Origin of the sequence: Paracoccus beibuensis (assembly GCF_026162625.1) — a bacterium.
Lineage (GTDB): Bacteria > Pseudomonadota > Alphaproteobacteria > Rhodobacterales > Rhodobacteraceae > Paracoccus > Paracoccus beibuensis.
On record NZ_JAOTBD010000015.1, the window covers coordinates 53,926 to 77,383 of the forward strand.

Annotated in this window: 18 protein-coding genes and 1 pseudogene; 12 read left to right on the forward strand and 7 right to left on the reverse strand. The window is 67.9% G+C overall.

From position 1 onward, the window contains the following. Positions 1-2: 2 nt before the first annotated feature. Positions 3-656, forward strand: a complete 654-nt coding sequence (locus OC159_RS11070; protein ID WP_265501213.1) for a PqiC family protein — start codon at positions 3-5, stop codon at positions 654-656. Here OC159_RS11070 and OC159_RS11075 read toward each other — a convergent pair. From OC159_RS11075 to OC159_RS11085, 3 genes are all read right to left on the reverse strand, one after another. After that, a complete protein-coding gene (locus OC159_RS11075; RefSeq protein ID WP_265501214.1) occupies positions 653-1,429 on the reverse strand; it encodes a 3'(2'),5'-bisphosphate nucleotidase CysQ in 777 nt (258 codons plus the stop codon). The two genes, OC159_RS11070 and OC159_RS11075, sit on opposite strands and share 4 nt — an antisense overlap. Further along, on the reverse strand, positions 1,416-2,777 hold the full coding sequence (locus OC159_RS11080; protein ID WP_265501215.1) for a TldD/PmbA family protein: 1,362 nt from the start codon (positions 2,775-2,777) through the stop codon (positions 1,416-1,418). Before OC159_RS11080 ends, OC159_RS11075 begins: the two co-directional genes overlap by 14 nt. An 83-nt stretch (positions 2,778-2,860) precedes the next feature. Further along, positions 2,861-4,423: a DUF2125 domain-containing protein gene (locus tag OC159_RS11085; protein WP_265501216.1), complete on the reverse strand. Its 1,563-nt coding sequence runs from the start codon at positions 4,421-4,423 to the stop codon at positions 2,861-2,863. Positions 4,424-4,498: 75 nt separating this feature from the next. On the opposite strand from OC159_RS11085, the gene OC159_RS11090 reads away from it, so the two are divergent. From OC159_RS11090 to OC159_RS11105, 4 genes are all read left to right on the forward strand, one after another. Beyond that, on the forward strand, positions 4,499-5,113 hold the full coding sequence (locus tag OC159_RS11090; RefSeq protein WP_407674096.1) for an enoyl-CoA hydratase/isomerase family protein: 615 nt from the start codon (positions 4,499-4,501) through the stop codon (positions 5,111-5,113). Between the two features lie 155 nt (positions 5,114-5,268). Further along, positions 5,269-6,033 carry an amino acid ABC transporter substrate-binding protein gene (locus OC159_RS11095; protein ID WP_265501217.1) on the forward strand — a complete coding sequence of 255 codons (765 nt, stop codon included), beginning with the start codon at positions 5,269-5,271 and terminating at the stop codon, positions 6,031-6,033. Between the two features lie 3 nt (positions 6,034-6,036). Then, entirely contained in the window at positions 6,037-6,711 is a 675-nt protein-coding gene (locus OC159_RS11100; RefSeq protein WP_265501218.1) for an amino acid ABC transporter permease, read from the forward strand. Continuing rightward, positions 6,708-7,448: an amino acid ABC transporter ATP-binding protein gene (locus OC159_RS11105; RefSeq protein ID WP_265501219.1), complete on the forward strand. Its 741-nt coding sequence runs from the start codon at positions 6,708-6,710 to the stop codon at positions 7,446-7,448. Before OC159_RS11100 ends, OC159_RS11105 begins: the two co-directional genes overlap by 4 nt. Here the strand turns inward: OC159_RS11105 and OC159_RS11110 are convergent. From OC159_RS11110 to OC159_RS11120, 3 genes are all read right to left on the reverse strand, one after another. After that, on the reverse strand, positions 7,445-7,867 hold the full coding sequence (locus tag OC159_RS11110) for a hypothetical protein (RefSeq protein WP_265501220.1): 423 nt from the start codon (positions 7,865-7,867) through the stop codon (positions 7,445-7,447). The genes OC159_RS11105 and OC159_RS11110 overlap by 4 nt on opposite strands. Positions 7,868-8,446: 579 nt before the next feature. Beyond that, on the reverse strand, positions 8,447-9,853 hold the full coding sequence (locus OC159_RS11115; protein ID WP_265501221.1) for a sensor histidine kinase: 1,407 nt from the start codon (positions 9,851-9,853) through the stop codon (positions 8,447-8,449). Beyond that, positions 9,846-10,544 (reverse strand): response regulator transcription factor, encoded by a 699-nt coding sequence (locus tag OC159_RS11120; protein WP_265501222.1) that lies wholly within the window; start codon positions 10,542-10,544, stop codon positions 9,846-9,848. The genes OC159_RS11115 and OC159_RS11120 overlap by 8 nt, the downstream gene beginning before the upstream one ends. Before the next feature lie 184 nt (positions 10,545-10,728). Here OC159_RS11120 and OC159_RS11125 point away from each other — a divergent pair, with 184 nt between their 5' ends. The 7 genes from OC159_RS11125 to OC159_RS11155 all read left to right on the forward strand — a co-directional run bounded on the left by OC159_RS11125 (position 10,729) and on the right by OC159_RS11155 (position 22,340). Then, the gene (locus OC159_RS11125; RefSeq protein WP_407674097.1) at positions 10,729-11,970 is read left to right on the forward strand and encodes an ABC transporter substrate-binding protein; all 1,242 of its coding nucleotides are present in this window, start codon (positions 10,729-10,731) and stop codon (positions 11,968-11,970) included. A gap of 65 nt (positions 11,971-12,035) precedes the next feature. Further along, complete coding sequence (locus OC159_RS11130) at positions 12,036-12,908, forward strand: carbohydrate ABC transporter permease (protein WP_265501224.1); 873 nt, start codon at positions 12,036-12,038, stop codon at positions 12,906-12,908. A gap of 34 nt (positions 12,909-12,942) precedes the next feature. After that, positions 12,943-13,830 (forward strand): carbohydrate ABC transporter permease, encoded by an 888-nt coding sequence (locus OC159_RS11135; protein WP_265501232.1) that lies wholly within the window; start codon positions 12,943-12,945, stop codon positions 13,828-13,830. Positions 13,831-13,834: 4 nt separating this feature from the next. Continuing rightward, positions 13,835-14,941: an ABC transporter ATP-binding protein gene (locus OC159_RS11140; RefSeq protein WP_265501225.1), complete on the forward strand. Its 1,107-nt coding sequence runs from the start codon at positions 13,835-13,837 to the stop codon at positions 14,939-14,941. Between the two features lie 12 nt (positions 14,942-14,953). Further along, positions 14,954-15,880, forward strand: a complete 927-nt coding sequence (locus OC159_RS11145; protein WP_265501226.1) for a glucokinase — start codon at positions 14,954-14,956, stop codon at positions 15,878-15,880. Positions 15,881-15,999: 119 nt separating this feature from the next. Next, positions 16,000-17,871, forward strand: coding sequence for an autotransporter assembly complex protein TamA (locus tag OC159_RS11150; RefSeq protein WP_265501227.1), 1,872 nt, complete (start codon positions 16,000-16,002; stop codon positions 17,869-17,871). Next, entirely contained in the window at positions 17,871-22,340 is a 4,470-nt protein-coding gene (locus tag OC159_RS11155) for a translocation/assembly module TamB domain-containing protein (protein ID WP_265501228.1), read from the forward strand. The genes OC159_RS11150 and OC159_RS11155 overlap by 1 nt, the downstream gene beginning before the upstream one ends. A gap of 52 nt (positions 22,341-22,392) precedes the next feature. Here OC159_RS11155 and tnpC read toward each other — a convergent pair. Further along, positions 22,393-23,458 (reverse strand): annotated as a pseudogene (tnpC, locus tag OC159_RS11160) (IS66 family transposase); the annotation flags it as partial.

Genomic DNA, 23,458 nt, shown 5'->3' on the forward strand with positions numbered 1-23,458 from the left:
ACATGACGCTGCACCTTGCGCCCCTCTGCCTGCCGCTGATCGCCCTGCTGGGGGCCGGCCTGCTGACCGCCTGTTCCGACCCCGAGGACACGGGCCGCTATCTTCTGGACGCACCCACCGCCGGGATCACCGTCCCGAACCGGCTCGGCACGGCCGAGCTGAAGGACGTGACCCTGCCGGGATACGCGGCCGATCAGGAGGTCGCGTTTCAGACCGAGGACGGGGCCGTCCGGTCGAACCCCGAGAACCTCTGGGCCGACAGCCCGTCGCGGGCCTTCACGCTCAGCCTGGCCAGCGCCATCAGCGCTGTCTCGGGCGCGACGGTCATCAGTGAGCCTTGGCCCCTGGCCGAGCCCCCGGCTCGGATCGTCGAGGTGCGGGTCGAACGCGCGCTGGCGCAGGCCGACAACATCTATCGGCTGTCGGGCCGGTACTTCGTGTCCGACGACGGCTTGACGGGCGGCGGGACGAACTATGTCCGCAGCTTCGACATCCAAATCCCGATGACCACCACGGGACCCGCCGCGACGGCCGAGGCCGCCGGCCGCGCCTTGTCCCAACTGGCGCAGCAGATCGCGTCGCTGTCCGGTCCCGGCGCCACCATCGCCACCACCCGACCGTCCGCCGATCCGCTGGACCTGCCGCCGCTGTTCTAGGCCAGCGCGGTCAGGATCTGGCCGTGCAGGTGCGGCCCCGCGGTGATCATGCCGTCAACCTGCGCACGCGCGCTGTTGAAGCGCATCCGCTGGCCGCGACGGTCGCTGACAGTCGCACCCGCGCGTTCCGCGATCAGGCTGCCGGCGGCGATATCCCATTCCCAGCATGCCCGCAGCGACAGGGCCGCGTCGAACTGTCCCTCGGCCGCCAGGCACAGCCGCCACGCCAGCGAGGACCGGAACTCTCGCCGGAAGGCCGGCATCGGCCCCCGCCAGTTCGCCGCTTCGGAAACCGCGCGATAGGTCAGGACCCGCGCGCCGTCGATGTCTGCGTCGCTTGGCCGGATCGGCTGGCCGTTCAGCAGTGCGGGCCCGCCTTCGACGGCGGTGTAGGTCAGGCCACGTACCGGCAGATGCACCACGGCGGCGATGATCCGGTCATTCTCGGCCACGGCAAGAGAATGGGAGAACCCGTCCTGGCCGTCGATGAAGGCCCGGGTGCCGTCGATGGGGTCGATGATGAAGCAGCGGCGCGCGTCCAGCCGCGCGGGGTCTGCCTCGCTTTCCTCGGACAGCCAGCCATAGTCGGGACATGCGCCGGTCAGCCGCGCCTGGATGGCGTCGTTGACGGCCAGGTCGGCTTCGGTCACCGGGCCCGCGCCGCCGCCCTTGTCCCAAGCCACCGGATCGCGCCGCCAGAAGCGCAGGGCGATCTGCCCTGCCTCGATGGCGGCTTCCGTCAGCAGGGCCAGGTCGGCCTCAGGCGCCCGCAACTGTCATGCCGTCGACCAGCAGGCTGGGCACCTCGGTCGCCCGCCAGGGCAACGCGTCGTCGGCCGCGATCAGGGTCATCAGCATGTCCCTCAGATTGCCGGCGATGGTGCATTCGTTGACCGGATATGCGATCTGGCCATTCTCGACCCAGAAGCCCGCAGCGCCGCGGGAATAGTCGCCGGTCGTCCCGTTGATCGACGCGCCCAGCATCGATGTCACCACCAGTCCCCGGCCCATCTGCGCGATCAACTGCTGCTGGCTGACCTGCCCCGGCGTCAGGACGACATTGCTGTGGCTGGGCGACGGTGCCGAGGCCAGGCCCCGGGCAGCCGATCCGGTGCTGTCCATCCCCAGCTTGCGGGCCGTCGCAAGATCCAGCGTCCAGCCCTGCAGCACGCCGCCCGCCACGATGTTGCGGACCCGCGTCGCCATCCCCTCGGCGTCGAACGGGCGCGACGACGGGTAGCGCGGCCGCAGAGGGTCCTCGACAAGGTCCATTCCCGCTGGCAGAACGGCGGCGCCCAGGTCGCGGCGCAGCCAGCTGGCCCCGCGCGCGATGGCGCTGCCATTCACCGCCGACAGCAGGTGCCCGATCAGCGACGCCGACACGCGCCGGTCATAAAGGATCGGGAAGGCCCCGGTCGGCGGCTTTCGTGCCCCCGCCCGCGCCAGCGTGCGTTCCGCCGCCAGCAGGCCGATCTCCTCGGGCGTGGGCAGGTCGGCGGCGAAGACGCGGGATTCGCCGGCATAGTCGCGTTCCATCCGCAGCCCCTCGCCGGTAATCGCCACCGCCGAGAGCGAATGCCCCGTCCGCGCATAGCCGCCCGAAAACCCGTTCGACGCCGCCAGCCACATGCGCCGGTGGCTGTATCCGGCATTGGCGCTTTCCAGCTGGCTGATGCCCGCGACCGACATGGCCGCAGCCTCGGCGCGCAGGGCCGTGTCCTGAAGATAGGAGGGGTCCGGCTCGGGCGCGTCCTCGGCGATCTCCAGCCCCTGTGCGTTGCGGACCGCCGACAGCTGCGATGGATCGGCCAGGCCCAGGGTGTCGTCCACCGGCGCCTCTTGCGCCATGGCGACGGCGCGGGCGGCCATCTGGGCGATGGCCTCGGCCGCGTGGTCCGAGGACGACACCGCCGCCTGCCGGCCGCCGATCAGGACCCGAAGGCCGATTTCGACGCCCTCGGCGCGCTCGGCCTGCTCCAACCCGCCGGCGCGCACGTCGATGCCGACGGCGCGGCCGTCGACGGCCAGCGCATCGGCCTGGTCGGCACCGGCACGTCGCGCGGCATCAACTAAGGCTTCGGCCAGGCGCTTCAGGCGGTCGGGATCGGCAGGGTTCGTCATGCGGTTCTCGTGCTGCGGGCGCCGGGCGCCATGAAGACGGCCGGGACAGGCGCCCCGGCCGGACGGCCCCAAGAGGGGCAGGGTTACTTGACCTGCTGGCCGTTGGCGAGGATCGATCCGTCCTCGCGGAACTCCAGCTCGGTCTGCAGCTGGTCCTCGCTGCCTTCGACCGGGCGGGCAAACATGGCGATCATCATGCGCGGTGCCATCAGCTGGTCCTGCGGCACGACGCCCATTTTCACCAGGTTGTCCAGAAGCCCGTTGATCCCCGAGAACGTGCCCTCGATCGTGCCGACCGGCTTGGTGGGATCGTCGCCGAAGGTCAGGCTGCCCGCGACATCGGCGGTGGCGCCAAGCGCGTCCAGCGAGATGTCGTTGATCGTCAGGCTGCGCGGCTGGAACGGCATCTCGGGCTCTTCGGCAGCGTCGCCCGGTGCCGGCACGGGCTCGGGGTCCAGCAGGTCGCGCGACAGTACGGCCTGGCCTTCGACATCGATGGCAAGGCTTGCAGGCTCGCGCGGCAGCGTCGCGTCGGGGTCGAAGCTCTGCCACAGGGCGTCGTCCAGCGTCAGCCCCTCGAGGATGTAGGACAGCGAGAAGGGCTGCGGCTCGGTCGAGGCAGTGGCGGGGATCTGCAGACCGAACGAATTCTTCTCGACCGCGTAGGCCAGCGGGAAGGGCATCTCGTTCGAGGTGATCCGCGTCGTCACGCCCGTGGCGCTGCCGTTGTAGGAGAGACCTTCGCTGGACATCGCGACGCCGAATTCGCCGCTGTCGGCCGCGACGGTGCCGTCCATGTCCTCGACGCTGCCGTCATCGGCGGTGGTGCTGGATTGGAAGTCCATGGTCAGCGCCCCGAGGTCGATGGTGCCGTCGACGTCGAAGCCGGCCGCAAGGGCCGCGGACGGATCGGTGCCGAAGTCGGCGGTGCCGGCCGGAAGCACGGTCGTACCGGCAACCGAAAGATCCGCGATCCTGACGGTGGCGGCAAAGCTGTCGGTCGCCGCACCCTCGGGCGCGCCTTCCGTGGTGCCTTCCGATGCGTCAGCTGCCGGGCCGGTGGCGCTGATCTCCATCTGCAGGCTTTCGGCGGTGGCATCGATCGTGTTGCGGGTGCCGCCGTCCTCGGACCTGGCCGTGGTCTGGGTGCCCGCCACGCCGGTCAGCGCCACGGTGACAGGGGTCTTGTTCTGGTCGTCCAGCGCGCGGCCCGTCATGGTCACGGTGGGGATGGTATAACGGTGCTGCATCTCCTCGGGCGTGCCCGAGGAGACGGTCTCGTTCCCCGGCATCTCGATGGACATGGCGAAGCCGACCTCCTCGCCTTCGGGCGTCGTGTTGCGGGCCTCCAGCGTCATCTCGCCCTCGACCACCGAACGGACGTCTCCGCCGCCGGTCTGCGACATGTCCATCCGCGGCACCACGAACAGGAATTGCCCATCGGCATCGGGCGCGCTGGTGACCTTGATGTCCGACAGCGTCAGGTTGTCGCCGGCCGCGTCCTCGGACCCGACCTCGACCTGATAGCCCATGTCCTCGTAGCTCTGGCGGAGATTTTCCCAGACCTGCGCCGGGGTGACTTCGGCAAGGACCGGGCCGGCGCCCAGCACCAGCGCAAGAGCCGAGGTTGCAAGGGGACGAAACATGGCGGATACCTTTCGCAAACCAGAGTTCCGTGGGATTCCTGCCACAGTGCCGCCGAAAGGGAAAGGGAACAAGTCGTGATCCGCAGCCAGCTTCACGAGGGCATGGCCCTGCTGACCATCGACCGCCCCGACAAGGCCAATTCCCTGACCGCCGCCATGCTGCGTGACCTGCTGGCCGCCGTGTCCGACGCGCGGATGGCGGGCGTGCGCGCGCTGGTCCTGACGGGGACGGGCCGCGTCTTCTCGGCTGGGGCCGACCTTGACGAGGCGCGCGCGGGCCTGGCCACCGCCCCCGAATGGGAGGCGCTGTCGGGCGCGGTGGCCGCCATGCCCTGCCTGACGATCGGGGCCCTGAACGGCACCCTGGCGGGTGGCGCCTTCGGCATGGCGCTGGCCTGCGACATCCGCCTTGCCGTGCCCGAGGCGCGGTTCTTCTATCCGGTCATGCGGCTGGGGTTCCTGCCGCAACCGTCCGACACCGGACGCCTGTCTCGCCTGGTCGGACCGGCACGGGCGCGGATGATCCTGATGGCCGGCGCCCGGATCGAAGCGCCCGAGGCGCAGGCCTGGGGCCTTGTCGACCGTATCCATCCTGCCGCCGAGCTTCTGCCCGCGGCCATGGCGCTGGCCGCCGATGCGGTTGCCGCCGCGCCCGAACATGTGGCCGCCATCAAGGCGATGACCGCCTGAGGGGCCGGAACGATGTTCCTGCCGCGCCGTTACTGGCACAAGGCTGTCCCGGCGATGGCAGGTGCGGCGCAGAAGATGTCCTTATCTTCCGCATCCCGCTTGTTCCCCGCCGCGCCAACCTGCACCTGAGGGGCTGACAAACAAGGAGATTCCAGATGCGCCGTATCGCCATCGCCGCCACCCTGGCGCTGACCACCGCCCTGCCCGCAGCCGCCGAGACGATTCGCGTCGGGATGTCGGGCGGCTACTTCCCCTTCACCTTCACCCGCGCCGACGAGCTTCAGGGCTTTGAGGTCGACTTCCTGAACGCCGTCGCGGAGGAAACGGGCGACGAGGTCGAATTCGTGACCATGTCGTTTTCCGGCCTGATCGGCGCGCTGGAATCGGGGCGCATAGACACGATCGCCAACCAGATCACCATCACGCCCGAGCGCGAAGAGGCCTTCGTCTTCACCCAGCCCTATGTCTATGACGGCGCGCAGGTCGTGGTGAAGGCCGGCAACGAATCCGAGATCACCGGGCCCGAGAGCCTCAAGGGCCGGTCGGTGGCCGTGAACCTCGGCTCGAACTACGAACAGCTGCTGCGCGAGCTGCCATATGCGAACGAGATCGACATCCGCACCTATGAAAGCAACATCGAGCAGGACACCGCGCTTGGCCGGGTCGATGCCTTCGTGATGGACCGCGTGTCATCGGCCCAGGTGATCAAGGAAAGCCCGCTGCCGCTGGCGCTGGCGGGACAGCCGTTTTCCGAGATTCGCAACGCCCTGCCGTTTCGCGACGACGAAGCAGGCCGCGCACTGCGCGACCGGGTGGATGCCGCGATCACCGCGCTGAAGGAAGACGGCACGCTGGCCGAGATCTCGGGAAAGTGGCTGGATGCGGATGTCACGAAGCCCACGACCGAGGCGACCGAATAAGCGATGCGGCCGCTCGACACCGCCTACATGCTGGATCTCGTGCCGGTCATTGCCGGCTATGTGCCGCTGACGCTGTTCATGGCCATCGTGGCCATGATCGCGGCGCTGGCGCTGGCCTCGATGCTGGCGATCGTGCGGGTGCTGCGCGTGCCCGTGCTGGATCGCGTGGTGGCGGTGTTCATCAGCTTCTTCCGCGGGACGCCGCTGCTGGTGCAGCTGTTCCTGTTCTACTTCGGCCTGCCGCAGGTGGTCCCGGCCATGACCGGCATCAACGGCGTCACCGCCGCCATCATCGGCCTGACGCTGCATTTTTCGGCCTACATGGCCGAAAGCATCCGCGGCGCGATCCTGGGCGTCGACCGCAGCCAGTGGGAGGCCGCGCAATCCATCGGCATGACCCAGGGCCAGCTTCTGCGCCGGATCATCCTGCCGCAGGGCGCACGGACGGCGGCGCCGACGCTGATGAACTATTTCATCGACATGATCAAAAGCACCTCGCTGGCCTTCACCTTGGGTGTGACCGAGATGATGGGTGCCGCGCAGAAGGAGGCGGCCGGCAGCTTTCTCTATCTCGAGGCGTTCCTGGTGGTCGCGATCTTCTACTGGATCATCGTCGAGACGCTGTCGGTGGGCCAGCGCCGGCTGGAAACGAGCCTTGGAAAGGCGGTGGCGCGATGAAATGCCAGATCGAGATCACCGGCCTCGTGAAACGCTTCGGGCCGAACACGGTGCTGGACGGGATCAACCTCTGCCTCGAGCCGGGCGAGCGGGTGGCGATCATCGGCCCATCGGGGACCGGCAAATCGACGCTGCTGCGGTGCCTGAACTTCCTGGATCGCCCCGATCGGGGAACAATCCGGCTGGGTGACCTGTCCGTCAACGCCGCCCGCGCCAGCCGCGCCGACGTCCTGGCGCTGCGGCGCCGGACGGGGTTCGTGTTCCAGAACTACGCGCTCTTTGCCAACAAGACGGCGCGCGGAAACATCATCGAGGGTCTGACCACCGTGCGAGGCTGGCCCCAGGCCAAGGCAAATGAGCGGGCGGACGAGATCCTGGCCCAGATCGGGCTGGCGGACCGCGGCGACAGCTATCCCGCCGCCATGTCAGGTGGCCAGCAGCAGCGCGTCGGCATTGGCCGCGCCATGGCGCTGGACGCCGACCTGATGCTGTTCGATGAACCGACCAGCGCGCTGGACCCCGAATGGGTGGGCGAGGTTCTGGACCTGATCCGGCGCATTGCGGACGGCCGCCAGACGATGCTGATCGTCACGCACGAGATGCAATTCGCGCGCGAGATCGCCGACAGGGTGGTCTTCATGGAAGGCGGGCGGATCGTCGAGCAGGGGCCGCCCGAGCAGATCTTCGGGCGTGCGCAGGACGATCGCACCCGCGCCTTCCTGCGCCGGGTCGGTTAAAGACCGGCGGTGCGGAAATAGACCTCTGCCTCGCGTCGATCGGTATAGCCGATCCCCGAGGCGATGATGCAGCTGGTCTGATCCTCGCGCGCGGCAACAAGCGTCCAGGTGCCCATCTGATCGGACCCCCACAGTTCGGTGTTGCCCTCGGCGTCGACGCGGCGTTCGCTGAAATCGTGGTCGAGGGTCTGCGCGATCTCGGCGTCGCTGGCGCAATAGGGTTGGTCGTCGATGGCCATGTCAGAGAGCGGCATGTCCTCGATGTCCTGAAGCAGGGCTGCAGGCGCAACGCCCTGCATGGCGGACCAGGCCTCGACGGGCTGGTGCGTCGGGGTGGCGGCGGAAACCGGGACAGCCGCCAGCAGCGCGACGCTGCCGGCCAGTCCAAGGCGGGCGATGCGGTTGGCGATGCAGGTCATGATCTGGGCCCTTTCCAAAGGTTTCGTCATGGTATTCGCCAGCAAAACGCGGGTTTTGAGGCGAAGGTTCCCGGAACGTCCCGTCACCTGGCTGTGACGCGCCGCGAGCCGACAGCTCTTGCGCGCTGGTCAGGCGAGGGAACATTGATCGGGGCGCGGCCTGGAATCCTGCCGCCGTTTCGGACATGCGACGGGGGCTTCTTTTGCGGCACGACGCGTTGCGGCGGCGCCGGCGACTGTACAGATCCCCTTTACCACTTCGCTTCGGCTGAAGGTCAGCCGCGCCCAAAGAGGGTTGATGTCGAAGAGCGACACCGACTGCGAGCCGCGATCAGTAGGCGATCAGTCCCGTAGATCATCAAGCGCCGCAACGCGATGATAACGTGGTTTGCTACCTTTGCCGTATCACATGCTCGGTCTGATACTCGGTGGTGCGATTGTCAGCAAAAGCAACGCTGACGCGCATCTGCGAGTGGTCTCGACGATGAAGCCCCCTTAGCAGCCAGTCGAGGAGACCTGCCCGCCGCCGCGTCTGCCAGCGCCGGTGTCCGACCGTTCCGCACCGGCAAGCGCAAGCGCTCAAGCCCAGTTCCGGCACAGGATCAGCCGTGCCACCAGCCCCTCGGTGCCGCGGTCGAACTCCAGCCGCCCGCCGTGCTGCGCGGCCATGGTGGAGACGATGGCCAGACCCAGCCCGATACCCGAGGCCGTGCCGGCATTGCCGCCGCGCTGGAAGGCCGCGGTCAGCCGCGACAGGTCGTCGGCGGTCAGCACGGATCCGCGATCCTCGACCGTGATCCAGGCATCGCTGGCGTCGCCATCGACGCAGACGACCGCCTCGCGGCCGTATTTCAGCGCGTTGTCGATCAGGTTGGTCAGCGCCCGGCGCAGGGCCGTCGGCTGGCCGCGCATCAGCACGGTGGCGTTCTCGACCTGCGGGCGGGTAATGGCGCGGGCGAACAGATTACCCGCCCGCGCGGTCCGGCCCGGCGCGGGCCGCAGCAGCACCGGAAGGTCGACGTCCTGATAATCCGCGACCACCGCCTCGGCCAAGGACGTCAAGGAGAGCTGCCGGAAAGGTTCGGCCCCGATCTCGGCGCGGGTATAGGTCAACACGCCGTCGATCATCTTCGTCATCTCGTCGATGTCGCGCTCCAGCTTCCCGCGCAGGGCGGGGTCCTCGATCAGGGCGCTGCGCAGGCGCAGGCGTGTGGCGGGGGTGCCAAGGTCATGGCTGACGCCCGACAGGACCATTGCGCGGTTTTCAAGTGCGGCACGATCCTGCGCGACATAGGCGTTCACGGCCTCGGCAGTCTGGCGAAGCTCATCGACGCCGCCGACGGGCAGAGCGGCATTGCGTGCCCGGTGATCGCGCAGCGCCTCGGCAAAATCTGCGAACGCGGCCGAGACGTCGGCCACCCAGCCCAGAAGCAGCGCCAGCGTCCCCAGAGCCACCGCGCCGGCCAGCAGCCGCCTGTCCGACGGGGCGGCCTGACACCCCCAAACCGCGTCGCCATCGACCCGCATCCACGGCCCCGCATCCTGCTGGACGAACAGTCGCGGCTGGCTGCAGAACCGCGCCAGCGTCCGAGTCACCGACGCCAGCGCCGCCGCTTGGCTGCCGCCGCCAACGCTTTGCACCTCGGAAACGGGATAAAGAAGATCGGCCGACTGGATGCGCAGCGACAGACGGTCCCCCTGCGCCAGGTCGGGCCGGCCGCCGCCAGTCAGCGTGATGACCGTCTGCCGCCAGCCGGGGGGCAGGTCGGGTGCGTCCCGCAGCTGGCTGATCGACACGCCCTCGGGCAGGCCGCTGCCGTTTTCCAAGCTGTCATGCAGCGCCAGTCCCGCGACATAGGCGCCGCCCAGGTGCGATCGCCAGGCGGCGTCGCTGTCCATCCACAGCCAGACCGACGCGCCCCCGCCCAGCATCGCCAGCGCCACCCACAGGGTCGCCAGCGCCCGCAGCGACAGGCGGTCAGTCACGCAGGACCTCGGCCGCCAAAATATAGCCGGTGCCCCTTTCGGTGCGGATCAGCCCCGCATCCGTCTTGTGGCGCAACCGCCCGACAAGCACGTCGATGGCCCGGCCCTCGGCGGCTTCGTCGTCGTCCAAGGCGGCGGCGATTTCTTCCCGGGACAGGGGGATCAGCGGATTGGCCAGGAAGACCCGCAGCAGCGCGGTCTCGCGGCCCGACAGCGACACCTGCCAGCCGCCGGGCGCGGTGACCTCGTCGTGCCGCGCGTCATAGGTCCAGCCGGCAAAGCGCAAGACGGCGTCGCGGCGCCGGTGGGTCAGGCTGGGCGCGCGACCGGCGCGGCGCAGCACCGCCCGGATGCGCGCCAGCAGAAGGTCGGGGTTGAAGGGCTTGGCGATATAGTCGTCCGCGCCTACCTCGTATCCTGCCATCCGCTGATGATCGGCAGACAGCGCGCTGACCATGATGATGGGCACGTCCTGCGCCTGTCGGATCTCGGCGCAGACCGCGACGCCATCGTCGTCGCCCAAGGACACGTCCAGCAGGATAAGGTCCACGCGCGCCCCCGCCAGCGCCGTCAGCGCGCTCGTGCGGCTGCCGGCGGTCGTGACGTGAAAGCCCTGCCGCTGCAGATAGGCGGCCAGCATGGCGGCCATCTCGGCGTCGTCCTCGACCAGCAGCAGGCGGTGCAGGCTCATGTTCATCCTCCCCTTGGTGCGGCTTTAGCACCGGGGCAGCGGCCTTGCGTAACAGTTTGTAACATGACGTCGCGAAATCTGCGGGGTGCATGGCTGCACTGCGTTGCGCACATGGCGGGGCCTTTGGCATGATCAAGCCACACGCGGATCATCGAATCCGTGCGGGATAGATCTGGGAGGATCCATGCATATGAAATCCGTTCTGGCGGCCTCGACCGCCGTGATGCTGGCCGCGCCGGCCATGGCCGAGCCCACCGCCGAGGTGCTGCACTGGTGGACGTCCGGCAGCGAGGCGCAGTCCATCGCCGTCCTGCAGGAACAGTTCAAGGCCGAAGGCGGCACCTGGACCGACATGCCCGTGGCAGGCGGCGGCGGCGACGCGGCGATGACCGCGCTGCGCGCCCGCGTTCTGGCCGGCAACGCGCCCACCGCCGTGCAGCTGAAGGGCCCCGCGATCCAGGAATGGTACGAGGAGACCGGGCTGGCCGACATCGCCTCGGTCGCCGAGGCGAACAACTGGGCCGAAGTCCTGCCCGAACGCATCGCGGATCACATGAAGTGCGAGGGCCAATGGTGCGCCGCGCCGGTGAACGTTCACCGCGTCAACTGGATCTGGGGCAACAAGCAGATCCTGGACGAGCATGGCATCGCCATGCCGACCACGTGGGAAGAATTCAACGCCGCCGCCGAGAAGCTGCAGGCCGCCGGCGTGACCCCGCTGGCGCATGGTGGTCAGAACTGGCAGGACGCCACGATCTTTGAAACCGTCGTGCTGGGTCTGGGCGGCCCCGAGTTCTACCAGAAGGCGCTGGTCGATCTGGACCCCGAGGCGTTGACCTCGGACACGATGGTGCAGGTCTTCGACCAGATGCGCACCATCCGCGGCTTCGTGGACGACAACTTCTCGGGCCGCGACTGGAACCTGGCCACGGCCATGGTCATGAACGGCGAGGCCGCCTTCCAGATCATGGGTGACTGGGCCAAGGGCGAATTCCTGGCCGCCGGCCAGGAGCCGGGCGTCGACTTCGTCTGCGCGCCCACCCCGGGTGAGGGCTTCCTCTACAACGTCGACAGCTTCGCGTTCTTCGAACTGGACGGCGAGGAAAAGCAGCAGGGCCAGGAACTGCTGGCCAAGCTGATCATGGGCCCCGAGTTCCAGAAGACCTTCAACCTGAACAAAGGCTCGATCCCCGCGCGCAACGACGTGCCGCTGGACGAGTTCGACGATTGCGCCAAGCAGTCGGCCGAGGCGATGGCGTCGGGCTCCGAAGACGGTTCGCTGCTGCCCAGCTATGCGCATGGCATGGCGCTCCGCGGCGCGCCGGCCGGTGCGATCACCGACGTGGTGACCCAGCACTTCAACAGCGACATGTCGTCCGAGGACGCCGTGCAGCAACTGGCCGACGCCGTCGCGAACGCGATGTGATCACGGCCTGACGGCCCCGCGCCCTTCTGTCGGGCGCGGGGTTTTTCTTTGGGGGTTTATCCGGAATGGAATGGCTTGAACGCAACGTGCCCAAGCTGGTCTTGGCGCCGTCCTTCGTGGCGATCCTGATCTTCGTCTACGGCTTCATCGGCTGGACCGCCTGGATCAGCCTCACCAAATCCCGGCTGATGCCGAAATACGACCTGGACGGGTTCGGCCAGTACGGACGCCTGTTCTCGGCCCCGCGCTGGGACGTGGCGATGAACAACCTGTTCATCTTCGGCGGCCTGTTCATCGTGATCTCGATGGTGCTTGGCCTGATGCTGGCGATCTTTCTGGACCAGAAGATCCGGGCCGAGGGCGTGTTGCGCACCATCTACCTGTATCCCATGGCGCTGTCGCTGATCGTGACCGGGACGGCCTGGAAGTGGATCCTGAACCCGGGCCTTGGCATCCAGCAGGCCATCCGCGGCTGGGGCTTCGAGAGCTTCACCTTCGACTGGCTGATCCGGCCCGAGATGGCCATCTATACCATCGTGCTGGCCGCCGTCTGGCAGGCATCGGGGTTTGTCATGGCGCTGTTCCTGGCCGGCCTGCGCTCGGTCGATACCGAGATCATCCGCGCGGCCCAGGTGGACGGCATCCCGACGCACCGCATCTATTCCGCCATCATCATCCCGACCATGGCGCCCATTTTCCTGTCGGCCTTCATCGTGCTGGCGCACCTGGCCATCAAGGCCTTCGACCTGGTGATCGCGCTGACCGGTGGCGGCCCCGGCTATGCCACCGACCTGCCCGCGACCTACATGTATGCGATGGCGTTCTCGCGCGGCGATCTGGGGCAGGCGGCGGCAAGCGCGATGATCATGATGCTGGTCATCTTCGCCATCGTCGTGCCCTACCTCTACAGCGAACTGAGGCCGCGCCGTGACCAGTAAAACCGTCCTGACCAAGCGCCTGTCGCGCGACGCGCTGACCACGCCCCACACCGGCTCTGTCGCCAAGGGCCGCCGCAATACACTGCTGCGGTGGGGGTTGTACGCGATCCTGATCCTGTTCGCCCTGTTCTACCTGATGCCCTTGTTCGTCATGCTGACGACCTCGCTGAAAAGCCTCGAGGAGATCCGCACCGGCAGCCTTCTGGCCCTGCCGCGCGACATCACCTTCGCCCCCTGGGCCGAGGCCTGGTCCACCGCCTGCGCCGGCACCCAGTGCGAAGGCCTGCGTCCGTTCTTCTGGAACAGCGTCCTGATGGCGGTGCCGGCGGTCGCGATCTCGACCGTGATCGGCGCGCTGAACGGCTATGTCTTTGCGCAATGGCGCTTTCCGGGGGCGAACCTGTTCTTTGCCGCGATCCTGTTCGGCTGCTTCATCCCGTTCCAGGTGGTGCTGCTGCCCATGGCGCAGATGCTGGGCCTGATGGGGCTGGCGGGGACGATCCCGGGGCTGATCTTCGTCCATGTCATCTATGGCATCGGCTTCACCACGCTGTTCTTCCGCAATTACTATGTCACCATTCCGCAGGAACTGGTGCGGGCGGCCAAGGTCGACGGGGCAGGGTTCTTCCGCATCTTCTGGTCGATCTTCCTGCCCATCTCGCTGCCGATCATCACGGTGTCGGTCATCTGGCAGTTCACGCAGATCTGGAACGACTTCCTGTTCGGCGTCAGCTTCAGCGGGGCCGGGTCGCAGCCCGTGACCGTCGCGCTGAACAACATCGTCAACTCCACCACCGGCGTCAAAGCCTACAACGTGGACATGGCCTCGGCGATCATCGCCGCCCTGCCCACGCTGCTGGTTTATGTCGTCGCCGGCAAATACTTCATCCGCGGCCTGACCGCCGGCAGCGTCAAGGGATAAGCCCATGCCGATCCTTCAAATCGATCACCTGCAGAAATCCTATGGCGACACGCAGATCCTGCATGACATCAACATCAGCATCGAGGAGGGCGACTTCCTGGTGCTGGTCGGCCCGTCGGGCTGCGGCAAGTCCACGCTGCTGAACTGCATCGCGGGGCTGGAGCCGATCACCGGCGGCGCCGTCCGCATCGCAGGCCGCGACGTGACAGGGGTCAGCCCCAAGGACCGCGACATCGCGATGGTGTTCCAGTCCTATGCGCTTTACCCGACCATGTCGGTCGCCAGGAACATCACCTTCGGCATGAAGGTGCGCGGCGTCGACAAGGTGACGCAGGACCGCAAGCTGACCGAAGTGGCCCGCCAGCTGCAGATCGAGCCGCTGCTGAACCGCAAGCCGGGCCAGCTGTCGGGTGGCCAGCGCCAGCGCGTCGCCATGGGCCGGGCGCTGGTGCGCGACCCCAAGCTGTTCCTGTTCGACGAACCCCTGTCGAACCTGGACGCCAAGCTGCGCGTCTCCATGCGGACCGAGATCAAGAAGCTGCACCAGGACCTGAACGCCAGCATCGTCTATGTGACGCATGACCAGATCGAGGCGATGACGCTTGCGACCCGCATCGTGGTGATGAAGGGCGGCGTGATCCAGCAGATCGGCACACCGGCCGAGATCTATAACCGTCCTGCCAACATGTTCGTGGCCGACTTCATGGGCAGCCCGGCGATGAACCTGATCCCCGCGCGCGTCCGGTCCGAAGCCGGCCAGACCCGGATCGAGATCGACCGCGCGGGCGATGCGCCTCTGGTCATCACCGACCCGGTGTCGCGCGACCTGCCGGCCCAGATCGTGCTGGGCGTGCGCCCCGAGGACATCCACGAGGCCACCGGCAACGCGCATCTGCCCGGCACGGCCGAGGGTGCGGGCGGCGAGGTCATGATCGACATCGTCGAGCCTGCGGGCGCCGACACCTTCGCGGTGACGCACCTGGGCGGCAAGCCGGTGACGGCGCGGCTGCGGGCCGAAAGCGCCGTGCGGGCGCGGGCGCCGTTTCCGCTGGCCTTCGACCTCTCGAAAGTGTCCTATTTTTCACCTAAGGATGGCGTAAGGCTGAACTGAAAGGGTGACAGGATGGCGGTGCTTCTGGGGGATGTGGGCGGAACAAACGCCCGGCTGGCGATCGCGCGCAACGGCAGCATCGACCCAACCACGGTCACCCGATACCGGGGCGACGACTTCGCCTGCTTCGACGACGTGGTGCGGCGGTTCATGGCCGACCAGCACCAGCCCCACGTCTCGGCGCTGTGCATCGCGGTGGCGGGGCCGGTCAGCGGCGGTCACGCGCGGCTGACCAACCGCGACTGGTCCTTCGACGAACAGAACCTGGCACGGCTGACGGATGCCGACCAGGTGCGGCTGATCAACGACCTGACGGCCCTTGGCTATGCCACCCCGTCCTTGACGGCCGAGGGCGTCAGCGTCCTGCGCCAGGCGCCGGCCCACCGGGCGCGGAACGGGCAGGCGCTTGTTGTCGGCCTTGGCACCGGCTTCAACGTCTGCGCCGTCCGCGTCCTGCCGGGCGGCGCCATCACCGCGCTGGAGGCCGAGGAGGGTCACACCCACCTGCCCGCCAACATCATGGCACGCCTGATCGACCGTGTGGGCGCCGATGCGGCCCAAGGCTTCTTTTCGACCGAGGAGACGTTTGCGGGGCGCGGCCTCTCGCGCCTTCATGCGGCCATGACCCGCAGCGACCCGGTTCCCGGCGAAGAGGTCGCCCGCGCGGCCGAGGCGGGCGATCCGCAGGCCGTTGTCACCTATGATGTCTTCACCGAACTGGTCGGCCTTCTCTGCCGAGAGCTTGCGCTGCGCTTCATGCCGCTGGAAGGAATGTTTTTGGCCGGCAGCGTCGGCCGCAGCATCGCCGACCGCATGGACCGCTTCCAGCCGGCCTTCTTGGCGCAGGAGCACATGCGCCACATCCCTGAAAACACGCCGGTCTTCCTGATCCGCGACGACATGGCCGCGCTGCAGGGCTGTCTGGCGGCTCTGGCCTGACCGCGCCGGGTCCCGCAAGACGTGATCGGCGCCGCCGCGCGGATCGGCAAGTTATTCTGGATTCCTAAGGGTGATCCTGTTTCAATCGGCCCAAGAACGAAGAAATACGGGCAGATCCGATGCGGGCATATCTCAAGGCGATCCTGGTGGCCGGCGCGACGCTTGGCGTGGCGGGCGCGGCACTGGCGCAATCATCCTCGCCCTTCTCGGGGCTTTTCGGTCGGGGCAGCGAGGCCGAGGGTCCCGTGGACCTGCAAGTCCGCGTCGGGGGCGACGAGGACAGGCTGACCCGGCAGATCCGGCAGACCTCACTGGTCTCGGGGGCCCTGAACGAGGATCGGACGACCGGCCAGGACATCCTTGCGGCGGCGCGCGGCGATTATGCACGCATCCTGGGGCTGCTCTATGACAACGGCTATTACGACGCAGTTGTGAACATCCTCCTGGACGGGATCGAGGCCGCCGAGATTGCGCCGCTGGATGCACCCGAAATTGTCCAGCAGGTGGTCATCGCGGTCCAGCCGGGCCCGGCCTTCAGCTTTTCCCGCGCCGCCATCGCGCCCCTTGCCCCCGAGACCGAGATCTCGACGGAATACGCTCTTGGCGAAACCGCCGGCACCGGCACGATCCGCCGGGCGGCCCTGGCGGGCGTCGCCGGCTGGCGGGACTATGGCCATGCCAAGGCCGACGTGGGCGACCAGCAGATTGTGGCCGACCACGACACCGACACGGTCGACAGTCAGATCGCCCTGGCCCCGGGCCCGCTGGTCGCCTTCGGCCAGCTGAGCATCAGCGGCAACGAACGCCTGTCGGAACGCCGCCTGCGCAAGATCGCGGGCTTCCCCGAGGGCACGCGCTTCGACCCCGACGACCTGGAGACGGTGCGCAAGCGCCTGCGCCGCAGCGGCGTCTTTTCCGCTATCACCCTGGAAGAGGCCGAAAACCTTGGCCCCGGCAATACGCTGGACGTGGATCTGACGGTGGTCGAACAGAAGACCCGCCGGATCGGCGCTGGGTTCGAGATCTCGAACACCGACGGGGTGCTGGTGTCGGCGTACTGGATGCACCGCAACCTGCTGGGCGGTGGCGAACGCTTGCGGATCGAGGGGCAGGTGAAGGACATCGGCTCGGAGACCAGCGAACGCGACGACGAGATCACGATCCGCCTCGACCGCCCGGCCACGCTGACGCCGGACACGACCGGCTATCTGGAGACCGAGGCCGCCCGGATGCGCGAGGAAGACTATGACGAGGACCGGGCCTCGGTCGCGCTCGGCTTCAACCATATCTTTCGCGACGAAGAGGAAGAGCTGCTGACCGCCGACATCTCGATGCAGTATCAGTATTCGCGGGTCTTCGACGACGAGCGGCAGACCGACTTCAAGGTCCTGGCCCTGCCGATGGAAGCGATCTGGGACCGCCGGGTCGAACGCAACAATGCCAAGCGCGGCTTCTACCTGTCGGGCGAACTGGCACCCTTCTACGGGTTCGAGAACACCGGCACCGGTGTCCAGAGCCTTGGCGAAGGCCGGATTTTCCGCAGCTTCGGCGCTGACGACCGCTTCACGCTGGCCGGGCGCGTGCGCGCCGGATCGATCTTCGGCAGCGACATCGAGGAGACGCCCCGGAACTATCTCTTCTTCTCGGGCGGTGGTGGGACCGTGCGCGGCCATCCCTACCAGTCGCTTGGCGTCGAGGTGATCGAGGGACCGGACGAAACCATCAAGACCGGCGGCATGAGCGTCGCAAACGCCACCGCTGAATTCCGCGTCCAGGTGCGTGAAAAGATCGGGCTGGCGGCCTTCGTCGACTATGGCCGGGTCTGGGCCGAAAGCGGTTTCGAGGGCGAGGGCGGCGATCAGACCGGTGCCGGCGTCGGCGTCCGCTATGACACGCCCGTGGGACCGCTGCGGTTCGACGTGGCGGCACCCGTGGGCGGAGCGACCGGCAGCGGCGTTCAGCTCTACCTCGGATTGGGACAGGCATTCTGATGCGCAAGATTTGGATCATCCTTCTGGCCCTGCTGGTCCCGCTGGCCGCACTGGCGCAGGATACTGCGGATCAGACAGACGACGATCGCGGCTTCCTGACCGGTCTTCTGGAAGACAACCTGTCCGGCGCCGGCCGCCAGGTGGTCATCGAGGGTTTCGAGGGGGCGCTGTCGTCCCGCGCGACCTTCGACGAGATAAGCATCGCGGATGACGAGGGCGTCTGGCTGACCCTGCGCAACGGCGCCATTCAGTGGAACCGGTCGGCCCTGCTGCGCCGCCGGATCGAGATCGCCGAACTCTCGGCCGAGGAAATCCTGCTGCCCCGCATTCCGCATGGCGAGGGAAGCGCCGTTCAGGCCGAGGCCCCTGTGTTCGCCCTGCCCGAACTGCCGGTGTCCCTGAACATCGACCAGATCCGCGCCGCCCGGGTCGAGCTGGGCGAGCCGGTGATCGGCGTCGAGGCCGCGCTGAGCGTGAACGGCAGCCTTGGCCTGGAGGGCGGCGAGGGCACGGCGCAGCTGACCATCGACCGTCTCGACGGGCCGCGCGGCCAGTTCGTTCTGGACGCGGGCTATTCCAACGAGACCGAGATCCTGCGCCTGAACCTGGCGCTGGACGAGGCTGCCGACGGCATCCTGGTCAACCTGGCCAACATCTATGACAAGCCCTCCGTCACCGCCCAGATCAGCGGCGAAGGCGAGCTGAGCGATTTCGCCGCCGACATCCGGCTGTCGACCGACGGCCAGCCGCGCATCACCGGACAGGTCAGCGCCAACAGCGACGCCGGCCCCGACGGCACGCCAGGCACCGCCTTCCGCTTCCAGCTGGGCGGCGACATTGCCACCCTTCTGCGCCCCGAGGATCGCGCCTTCTTCGGCCAGGACACGCAGTTGCTGGCCCAAGGCTGGCGCGCCGAAACCGGACGGCTCGAGATTCCGGAACTGGATATCCGGACGCAGGCGCTGCGCATCTCGGGCTCACTTTCGACGAACGACCAGTCGGCCCCGCGAAGTGCCGAGTTGCTGGTGACACTCGGCCGCGATGCCGAGGCCGAACAAGTGCCGGTCCCGCTGCCCTTCGCCGGTGAGGGGGCCACCGTCGAATCAGGCCGCTTGACGCTGGATTACGACGCGGCCGAAGGTCAGGGCTGGACCCTGGACGGTCGCGTGGGACAGCTGGTGCTGGACAGCCTCGCCATGGGCGAGCTGGACCTGGACGGTGCCGGAGAAGTCGTGCTGGACGACGGTGCGCTGGCCGAGGTGACCGGCGCCCTGAACTTCGCCGCCCGGCAGCTGGCCTTCGACGACGCCGATCTGGCGCAGGCGGTCGGCCAGCAGATCGAGGGCAATGCCGCCTTCAACTTCACCCCCGGCAACGCCGTGGACATCACCGACCTGACGATCGACGGCGCCGACTATGGCCTGACCGGCAACTTCCTGGTGTCGGGCCTGTCCAGCGGCATCACGCTGTCGCTGGACACGGAAGCCCGCTACAGCGACCTGTCGCGCCTGTCCGGGCTGGCGGGGCGACCGCTTTCCGGTGCGGCCAATGTCACCGCGCAGGGTTATTACACGCTGCTGAACGACGCCTTTGCCATCGACGCCGAGGTGGTCGGGACCGACATCTCTGTCGATCAGCCGCAGCTGGATGGTCTTCTGGGCGGCCGCTCCGCCATCGACCTGCAGGCGCGGCGCGACGAGACGGGGCTGGAGATCGAGAACCTCAGCATCGACGCGAACCAGCTGACCGCCGAGGCGCAGGGCCTGATCAGCAGCCTGTCCAGCAACCTGACGGCGCAGATCTCAATGCCCGCCCTGTCGGAGGTCGACCCGGCCTATGCCGGATCGCTCGAGGCCGAGGCCGTGCTGTCGGGCCCGCAGGGGCAGCGCCGCCTGACCCTGTCCGGCGAGGCCGAGAACCTGGGGCTGGGCATCGAGGCGTTGGACAACGCGCTGGACGGCACGACAACCCTGACCGCCATCGCGGCCGAGACCGGAGCCGGCTATCAGCTGGAAACCTTCCAGCTTTCGAACCCGCAGCTGAGCGCCGAGGCAGAGGGAAGCTTTGTCCAAGGCGCGCTGGATGCGGTCGCCAGCTTCGAGGTCGTGGACTTGGCCGCGATCCGTGCGGACTGGTCGGGCGGCTTCCAGGCCAGGGCCGAGATCTCCGAAGAGGACGGCGCGCGTCTGATCGAGCTGACGGGGCAGGGGCAGGACCTGTCGCTGGGTTCGGGAACCAGCGACGCGCTGACCGGTACAACTCGCCTCGCGGTCCGCGCGTCCGAGCGTGACGGCGTGATCACGATCAGCGAAGGGCGGCTGACGAACGACCAGATGCGCGTTACGGCCGAGGGCGTTTATGGCGAGGGCGTGACCGAACTGACGGGCGTCGTGGACATCGATTCACTCGCCCCGTTCGGGCCGGGCTGGCAGGGCAGCGTCGCGGCCGAGGGCAGCTTCCGAGAGATCGGCGACGGCGCCCGGCGGCTGGAGGTGACCGGCGCGGCACAGGACCTGTCGCTGGGTCAGGCGCAGGTCGACGGCGCCTTGGCGGGCGAGACCCGCTTCGCCATCACCGGCGTCGAGGAGAACGGCATCTTCGCCATCGACACGGCCATCATCGAAAACCCGCGCCTGTCGGCCAGTGCCACGGGACAGGTCGGTGCCGAGGCGACGGACCTGACCGTCCAGCTGGACGCCGACGACCTGCGCTTTTTGGGCAACGGCATCGCCGGCGCCGTGGAGGCCGAGGCCCGCCTGGTGGCCGAGGGCGACACCCGCCGGATCGAGGCCAGCGGCACGGCCAGCGGCCTGTCGGTCGGTCAGCAGCGCGTGGACCCGATCCTTGCGGGGCAGACGAACTTCTCGGTGGCCGCAAGTCAGGGGCCCGATGGAATCTCGATCCAGGACCTAGACGTGTCCAACCCGCAGTTGCAGGTCACGGCGGACGGCTCGCCTGCGGGCGGGATCAACCTGGATGCACGGTTGCAGGATCTGGGCCTTCTGGTGCCGCAGCTGCCGGGTGCGGCCACAGTGGCGGGCACGATCCGCGAAGAAGGTGACAGTTTCGCCGTGGAACTGGACGCAACGGCGCCCGGCAACACGCAAATCCAGGTGTCCGGAACGGCGGCGCGCGACGGGTCGATCGCAAATCTGGCGATCACCGGCAGCGCGGATGCGGCTTTGGCGAACAGCACGCTGCGAACGCGCAGCGTGTCGGGTCCGGTCCAGATCGACCTGCGCCTGCAGGGCGCGCCGTCGCTGCAGGCGCTGTCGGGGCAGGTGCGGCTGTCGGACGGCCAGCTGGCCGATCCGGGGCTTGGCGTGCGGCTGGAAGGGATCGATGTCACCGCCGGCTTCCAGGGCGGTGGTATCCAGATCGACGGCGCGGCGAACGTGGCGGCGGGCGGCAGCCTGTCGCTGTCGGGACCGGTCAATCCGGCGACGGGGGCGGTCGACATCTCGGTCGACCTGAACGACGTCGTCCTGCGCGACCCGAACCTTTACGAGACGCGGGTCAGCGGGGACGTGAGCATCCAGGGCTCCAACGCCACGGGGCAGCTGATCTCGGGCGAGATCACCTTGGGCGAGACCGAGTTCCGGATTCCCTCCACCGGTCTGGGCGGCGCGCGGGCCATTCCTGACATTGCGCATGTCGGCAGCCAGCGACCCCCGGTGCGGGCCACGCGCGCGCGTGCGGGGCTGGAGGGCTATCCCAGCCAAGCGGCCGAGGATGCGGGCCTGGCGGGACCGCCGGCAACGCCACCCGCGACGCCCCCGCGGCTGGATCTGACGATCAACGCGCCGAACCAGATATTCATTCGCGGCCGGGGCGTGGATGCTGAAATGGGTGGCAGCTTCCGGATCACGGGGACGCCGCGCAACGTCGTTCCCATCGGCAACCTGGAACTGATCCGTGGTCGGGTCGACCTTCTTGGCAACCGCTTCAACCTGACCGAAGGCTTGGTCGAGCTTCAGGGCAGCCTGGTGCCCGTCATCCGCCTGGTTGCCGAGACCGAGCGTGACGGCATCACCACCCGAATCATCATCGACGGAGAGATCCGCGATCCCGAAATCACCTTCGAATCTTCACCGGAACTGCCGCAGGAGGAGGTGCTGTCGCAGCTTCTGTTCGGGCGGGGGCTGGACAGCATCAGCCCGTTGCAGGCGGCGCAGCTGGCCAATGCCATCGCGGTTCTGGCGGGTCGGGGCGGTGACGGGATCATCGGCAACCTGCGCGAAAGCGCGGGGCTGGACGACCTGGATCTGACCACCGACGACGACGGCAATATCGAGCTGCGTGCCGGCCGCTACCTGTCCGAAAACGTCTATACCGACGTGTCTGTCGGCGAGAGCGGGACGTCGACGATCAACCTGAACCTCGACATCACCGAATCACTGCGGGCACGCGGATCGGTGGGGAGCGACGGCGAAAGCTCGCTCGGCGTGTTCTTTGAGCGCGACTATTAGGTAGGGGACTTGCGCAGGTTGGTTGTAATCGGTGTTTGCGGCGCACCTTCTTTCAGCTTGATGGCTTGAAGTTCCAAGGCAGCAGCTTGTCGATTTCTGCCTGTGGGAGACCGCCGGCGGCCACGGCTTCCAAGGTCGCCTTGAGGTAGGCGAAGGGCTCGATGCCGTTGATCTTTGCGGTGGCGATCAGGGAGGCGATGCGGGCCTGGGATCGACCGCCTTCGTCATGGCCGGCGAAGAGCGCATTCTTGCGGGTCAGGGCGATCGGCCGGATCAGGTTCTCGACGCTGTTGGAGTCGATCTCGATACGGCCGTCGCGCAGGAAGGTCTGCAACCCGTCCCAGTGGCGGTGGATAAAGGCCAGTTTCTCGCCGAGGCGCGACTTCACAGATACGCGCCGACGCTGCAGCTGCAGCCATTCGAAGGCGGCGACGAGCGGCGCACTGGGCGCCAAGCGTGCCGAGAGCCGCTAGCCGGGGCCCATGCCGCGGATCTCGGCCAGGGTCCGGTAAAGCTCGGAAATCCGGCGAAGGCCTTCGGCCGCGATCTCGGAGCCGTCGCGGTCGAAGATCTCCTTCAGCTTGCGCCGCGCGTGCGCCCAGCAATGGGCGACGGTGATCGGCGTGCCGCCTGTCCAAGACGGTTGCGTCAGGCGATTGTAGCCGGTGTAGCCATCCAGTTGTGAGGCATGCCGTCAAAGCTCTGCAGGATGCGCTCGGCGTTCTCGCCCGCGCGGTCGGGCGCGTAGATGAAGGCGACGCCGGGCGGGCCCCGCCGCCCCATGAGCGGTCATCGCGCGCCAAGGCCCAGAGATAGCCCGTCTTCGTGCGCCCCCTGCCGGGGTCCAGCACAGGAGCAGTCGTGTTCTCCGGGGCTTGCGCGGCCCCACTGGAGCCACGGTCCCCTGCGAATTCCATGAACAGCTTGGTCGACGCCTTCAGGTCTTCGGCCAGCCGACCAACCACGGGGCCGAGGTGGAAGGCGGCGGTGCCACCCAATCGGCCAGCGTGCTGCGATGCAGCTCGACCCCGGCACGGGCAAGGATCTGGCTCTGGCGATACAATGGCAGGTGGTCCGCGTATTTGCTGACCAGCACATGCGCGCGAGCCCCCTCGGTG